The following is a 489-nucleotide window of genomic DNA, read 5'->3' as shown; positions in this document are numbered from 1 at the left end:
AGTTCACTAAAGAAACTGGTATTAAAGTAAACGTTAAGTTCGCAAAGAAAGGTCTAGCAGAGAAGCTGGCTCAAGAAGGCGAGTACAGCCCAGCTGACGTTATCCTAACTGTGGATATCAGCCGTCTTTCTGAGCTAACTAAGCAAGGTCTAGTTCAATCTGTTGAAAGTGACGTACTAGAGAAGAACATCCCAGCTCAGTACCAAGATACTGACAACGAGTGGTTCGCTCTAACAACTCGTACACGTAGCGTATACTCTTCACGTGGCCGCGTTGGCCGCCTAGGTGAAGATTTCACTTACGCAGACCTAGCTAAGCCAGAATTCAAAGGCAAAATCTGTACACGTAGCGGTAAGCACCCTTACAACGTATCTCTAGTTTCTTCTATGATCGCTCATAAAGGCGAAGCTGAAACGAAAGAGTGGCTAGAAGGCGTTAAAGCAAACCTAGCTCGTAAGCCTCCAGGTAACGACCGTGCACAAGTTAAAG

The 489-nt window shown here is 45.8% G+C and carries 1 protein-coding gene; it reads left to right on the top strand.

Annotated elements, in window-relative coordinates; all coding sequences use genetic code 11:
- A partial coding sequence (locus tag KIV40_RS35330; RefSeq protein ID WP_285354141.1) for an extracellular solute-binding protein occupies positions 1-489 on the top strand: 489 nt, incomplete at both ends.

The sequence above is a fragment of the Vibrio sp. D173a genome, from assembly GCF_030248475.1.
The sequence above is the reverse complement of the archived record's forward strand: the minus strand, read 5'-3'. Positions and strand labels throughout refer to the sequence as shown.